This window comes from Streptomyces sp. SID9727 (assembly GCF_010550605.1).
In the GTDB taxonomy this organism is placed as follows: Bacteria; Actinomycetota; Actinomycetes; order Streptomycetales; family Streptomycetaceae; genus Streptomyces.
Genome location: NZ_JAAGNI010000410.1, coordinates 1 through 4,794 on the forward strand (window position 1 = coordinate 1; position 4,794 = coordinate 4,794).

Sequence of the window (4,794 nt, forward strand, 5' to 3'; positions counted from 1 at the left end):
CCCCGGCTCGGCCCGCAACAAGTCGGCGGCCGTCCGCAAGCGCCGCCTGACCCTGGGCGCCGCGGCCCTCGTGCTGGTGGCCGGGCTCGGCGCGGCCGGCTGGCTCGCCCTGAGCGGCGACGACGCGGACCCGGGCCCCCAGGACACCAGGAACTCGGCCCCGGCGGCCCCGTAGCCGGGTCCCGCGGACGGTGATCCGGCAGCCCGAGGAACGTACGCGCCGACAGCCGTTACGCTGGACCCGTGGCAGTCGTCGATATTTCCGAAGAGCTGAAGTCCCTCTCCTCGACCATGGGGTCGATCGAGGCCGTCCTGGACCTGGATGCGCTGAGGGGGGACATCGCCGTGCTCGAGGAGCAGGCGGCCGCCCCGTCCCTGTGGGACGACCCCGAGGCGGCGCAGAAGATCACCAGCAAGCTTTCCCACCTCCAGGCCGAGGTCCGCAAGGCCGAGGGCCTGCGCGGCCGGATCGACGACCTCGAAGTCCTCTTCGAGCTCGCCGAGGCCGAGGGCGACGCCGACGCGCTCGCCGAGGCGGAGGCCGAGCTGGAGTCCGTCCGCAAGGCGCTGGACGAGATGGAGGTCCGCACCCTCCTCTCCGGCGAGTACGACGCCCGGGAGGCGCTGGTCACCATCCGCGCCGAGGCCGGCGGTGTCGACGCGGCGGACTTCGCCGAGCGGCTCCAGCGGATGTACCTGCGCTGGGCCGAGCGGCACAACTACAAGACCGAGGTCTACGAGACGGCGTACGCCGAGGAGGCCGGCATCAAGTCGACCACCTTCGCCGTCGAGGTGCCGTACGCCTACGGCACGCTCTCCGTCGAGCAGGGCACCCACCGCCTGGTGCGCGTCTCGCCGTTCGACAACCAGGGCCGCCGCCAGACCTCCTTCGCGGGTGTCGAGGTGCTGCCCGTGGTCGAGCAGACGGACCACGTCGAGATCGACGAGTCCGACCTGCGCGTCGACGTCTACCGCTCCTCCGGCCCCGGCGGCCAGGGCGTCAACACCACGGACTCCGCGGTGCGTCTGACCCACCTGCCGACCGGCATCGTCGTCTCCTGCCAGAACGAGCGCTCGCAGATCCAGAACAAGGCGTCCGCGATGAACGTCCTCCAGGCGAAGCTCCTCGAACGCCGCCGCCAGGAGGAGCAGGCCAAGATGAACGCCCTCAAGGGCGACGGCGGCAACTCCTGGGGCAACCAGATGCGCTCCTACGTCCTGCACCCGTACCAGATGGTCAAGGACCTGCGTACGGAGTTCGAGATGGGCAACCCGGACGCGGTCTTCAACGGCGAGATCGACGGCTTCATCGAGGCCGGTATCCGCTGGCGCAAGCAGAACGAGAAGTAGTCCGAGAGGCGCCGCAACCCCCCCTCGTGGCAAGGCACATTGGCCCGGAACGGCCTTGACCGCCTCCCCGGCTCCCCGCAAGGCTGCGGGAGCAGGCTGACACGAGTGGCCACTGGGGGTAGCGGTACATGACGAAGAGGACGCGCATACGCGTCGCGCGGACGGCGGCGGGTGCGGTGATCGCCGCCGGCGCCTCACTGACCGCCGCGGGCGCGGCGCAGGCCGTCGGCATCGGCGTCGAGGTCGCGGGCGTGGAGATCGGCGCGCGGACCGCCGCCGAGCCGGGGGACGAGGACCCGGGCGGGGACGGCGACCCGTGCAGCCCGCTCGACCCGCGCTGCGAGCCGCCGGAGCCGCCGGCCACCCCGTCGCACCCTTCCGTGCCGCCGACCGGCCCCGCGGACCCGAGCGAGCCGCCCACAAACCCGGAGGACCCGCCGACCGCTCCCACGGACCCGGAGGACCCGCTTTCGCAGCCCGCGAAGCCCTCGGCGAAGCCCACCCAGGGCCCGGCCGGATCCTCGGGCCCGGGCGGCGGGACGGGCGGCACCGGTGGCAACGGCGGCGTCGTGGGGCAGATCGGGGTCTCGGGCGGCGGTGGCAACACCGACACCGACTCGGTCGGCAGCCAGCCCGTCGAGCAGGGCGAGGGCAAGGACGAACTCGCCGAGACCGGAGCGGGCCGGACGGCGTTCCTGCTGGCCGGTGCGGCGACGATGATCGCCGGCGGCATCGGCTTCCGTGTCCTGCCGCGCCGGATGGGCAACCGCACGGCCGCGTAGAGCGACGGGAAGGGGCCCGGACCGCGCTCGGCGGTCCGGGCCCCTTCCGTACACCGGCCGGTGGCGGGCGCTACACGGTCTGGTGGGCCAGCAGGGCCAGGGCGGCCAGGAGCGCCACCAGCAGCGCGGCCAGCGCCGCCGGGCTGATCCCGGCGAAGAGCCCCTGCTCCCGCTCCCGCATCCGCTCGCGGCTCGCCCGGCACACGGGGCAGCGACCCTCGGTGACGGGCGCCGCGCAGTTCGCGCACACCAGTCTGTCGTAGGTCATGCGCTTTCCTCCTCCCGCGCGGCGGAGCCGCACAAGCCATCTCTCCGCACAACGCTCACGGAAACGCGACCGTTCCCCCTACCACTGTGCCAGCTCGTGACGCATTCGGCCCGCCCCGCCGTCACACCCGGGCCCCTTCCCCGCCGAGCCGCCCCGGAATCGGGGCCGTTTCACCGTAAATCACCCATCCAGGTACGCGTGCCTGCACGGCTCAGTCCGGTTCGCGTATGGTCACGCTCACCTACTCCCGGCCGACCGTGGTGCATCCGTGATCCGATTCGACAACGTCTCCAAGACCTACCCGAAGCAGAGCCGTCCCGCTCTCCGGGATGTGTCGCTCGACATCGAGAAGGGCGAGTTCGTCTTCCTGGTCGGCTCGTCCGGCTCCGGCAAGTCCACCTTCATGCGGCTCATCCTGCGCGAGGAGCGGGCCAGCACGGGCGCCGTCCACGTCCTGGGCAAGGACCTCGCGCGCATGTCCAACTGGAAGGTGCCGCACATGCGCCGCCAGCTGGGCACCGTCTTCCAGGACTTCCGGCTGCTGCCCAACAAGACCGTCGCGCAGAACGTGGCGTTCGCCCAGGAAGTGATCGGCAAGCCGCGCGGCGAGATCCGCAAGGCCGTGCCGCAGGTCCTCGACCTCGTCGGACTCGGCGGCAAGGAGGACCGGATGCCCGGCGAGCTGTCCGGTGGTGAGCAGCAGCGCGTGGCGATCGCGCGGGCCTTCGTCAACCGGCCCATGCTGCTGATCGCGGACGAGCCGACCGGCAACCTGGACCCGCAGACCTCCGTCGGCATCATGAAGCTGCTGGACCGGATCAACCGGACCGGCACCACCGTGATCATGGCGACGCACGACCAGAACATCGTCGACCAGATGCGCAAACGCGTCATCGAGCTCGAGAAGGGCCGTCTCGTGCGCGACCAGGCGCGCGGCGTCTACGGCTACCAGCACTGAGCACCCAGCACTGAAAGGACGCCATGCGCGCCCAGTTCGTCCTGTCGGAGATCGGCGTCGGCCTCCGTCGCAACCTCACGATGACCTTCGCCGTCGTCGTCTCCGTCGCCCTCTCGCTCGCCCTGTTCGGCGGCGCGCTGCTCATGCGCGAGCAGGTCAGCACGATGAAGGACTACTGGTACGACAAGGTCAACGTCTCCATCTACCTCTGCGGCAAGGGCGACGCGGAGACGGTGGTCCAGTGCGCCAAGGGTGCGGTCACCAAGCAGCAGAAGGACGAGATCGAGAGCGATCTCAACAAGATGGACGTCGTGGAGAAGGTGATCTACGAGTCCAGCGACCAGGCGTACAAGCACTACCAGGACGAGTTCGGCGACTCCCCGATGGCCGGCAACATCACGCCGGACCAGATGCCGGAGTCCTTCCGGGTCAAGCTCAAGGACCCCACCAAGTACAAGGTCGTCGCGACCGCCTTCGCCGGGCGGGACGGGGTGCAGTCGGTCCAGGACCAGAGAAGCATCCTGGACAACCTCTTCGGACTGATGAACGGCATGAACGTCGCCGCGCTGTTCGTGATGGCGCTGATGCTCGTCATCGCGCTGATGCTGATCGTCAACACGGTGCGCGTCTCCGCGTTCAGCCGGCGCCGGGAGACCGGCATCATGCGGCTCGTCGGCGCCTCCGGCTTCTACATCCAGGCCCCGTTCATCATGGAGGCCGCCTTCGCCGGACTGATCGGCGGTGTGCTGGCCTGCGTCATGCTGCTGGCCGGGCGGTACTTCCTGATCGACGGCGGTCTGGCGCTCCAGGACAAGCTCAACCTGATCGACTTCATCGGCTGGGACGCGGTGCTCACCAAGCTGCCGCTGGTGCTGGCGATCGGCCTGCTGATGCCCGCCGTTGCCGCTCTCTTCGCCCTGCGCAAGTACCTGAAGGTGTGATGTGCGCCCCGTGAGGCGCACACCCAACGTTCCCTGCGCCTCCGGGGTGTTGTCCTAGAATCGGCGCCATGTCGGACCCCGAATGTCGCGTCGGGCCCCGCGGTCTGCGCCGCGGGGCCGCCCTGACGCTGGTCTTCGCCGGCGTCCTCGCCACCGGGGCCGCGACCGGCGCGCTGCCCCGCGGCGAGATGCGGGAACCCCCGGTGCGGGCCCGGTCCGTGGCCGCCACCGCCGACCGCGACGAGGTCGCGGAGGCCGCCGCCGACGCGGTGGCCGACGGCAAGTCCGGTACGGAGGCGGCCGAGGAGGTCGTCAGCCGCAGCGGCGACCGCTGGGGCGCGGTCTACGACCAGCGCGAGTACCAGGAGTTCGAGGACGCGCTCGGCGGCACGTACACCGGGGTCGGCCTCGCCGCCCGGCGCTCCGCCGACGGCAAGGTCGCCGTCGCCCGCGTCCAGCCCGGCAGCCCCGCCGACCACGCGGGCATCCGCTCCG

5 protein-coding genes and 2 pseudogenes are annotated in these 4,794 nt (G+C 71.1%); 6 read left to right on the forward strand and 1 reads right to left on the reverse strand.

Annotation, left to right across the window (positions count from 1 at the left end):
* The 3 genes and pseudogenes from G3I41_RS37155 to G3I41_RS28900 all read left to right on the forward strand — a co-directional run.
* Nucleotides 1–175 (forward strand): annotated as a pseudogene (locus G3I41_RS37155) (serine/threonine protein kinase); the annotation flags it as partial.
* A 68-nt stretch (nucleotides 176–243) separates the two neighbouring features.
* A complete protein-coding gene (prfB, locus tag G3I41_RS28895) occupies nucleotides 244–1,350 on the forward strand; it encodes a peptide chain release factor 2 (RefSeq protein WP_143616284.1) in 1,107 nt (368 codons plus the stop codon).
* 128 nt (nucleotides 1,351–1,478) lie between these two features.
* Entirely contained in the window at nucleotides 1,479–2,132 is a 654-nt protein-coding gene (locus G3I41_RS28900) for an LPXTG cell wall anchor domain-containing protein (RefSeq protein WP_164403336.1), read from the forward strand.
* Nucleotides 2,133–2,202: 70 nt separating this feature from the next.
* Here the strand turns inward: G3I41_RS28900 and G3I41_RS28905 are convergent, their stop codons facing one another.
* Nucleotides 2,203–2,400, reverse strand: coding sequence for a hypothetical protein (locus G3I41_RS28905; RefSeq protein ID WP_164403338.1), 198 nt, complete (start codon nucleotides 2,398–2,400; stop codon nucleotides 2,203–2,205).
* Nucleotides 2,401–2,668: 268 nt separating this feature from the next.
* Here G3I41_RS28905 and ftsE point away from each other — a divergent pair, with 268 nt between their 5' ends.
* The 3 genes and pseudogenes from ftsE to G3I41_RS28920 form a co-directional block, all read left to right on the forward strand.
* Nucleotides 2,669–3,358 (forward strand): cell division ATP-binding protein FtsE, encoded by a 690-nt coding sequence (gene ftsE / locus G3I41_RS28910; protein ID WP_026242629.1) that lies wholly within the window; start codon nucleotides 2,669–2,671, stop codon nucleotides 3,356–3,358.
* A 23-nt stretch (nucleotides 3,359–3,381) separates the two neighbouring features.
* Entirely contained in the window at nucleotides 3,382–4,299 is a 918-nt protein-coding gene (ftsX, locus tag G3I41_RS28915) for a permease-like cell division protein FtsX (protein WP_164403340.1), read from the forward strand.
* Nucleotides 4,300–4,367: 68 nt separating this feature from the next.
* Nucleotides 4,368–4,794 (forward strand): annotated as a pseudogene (locus G3I41_RS28920) (peptidase S41); the annotation flags it as partial.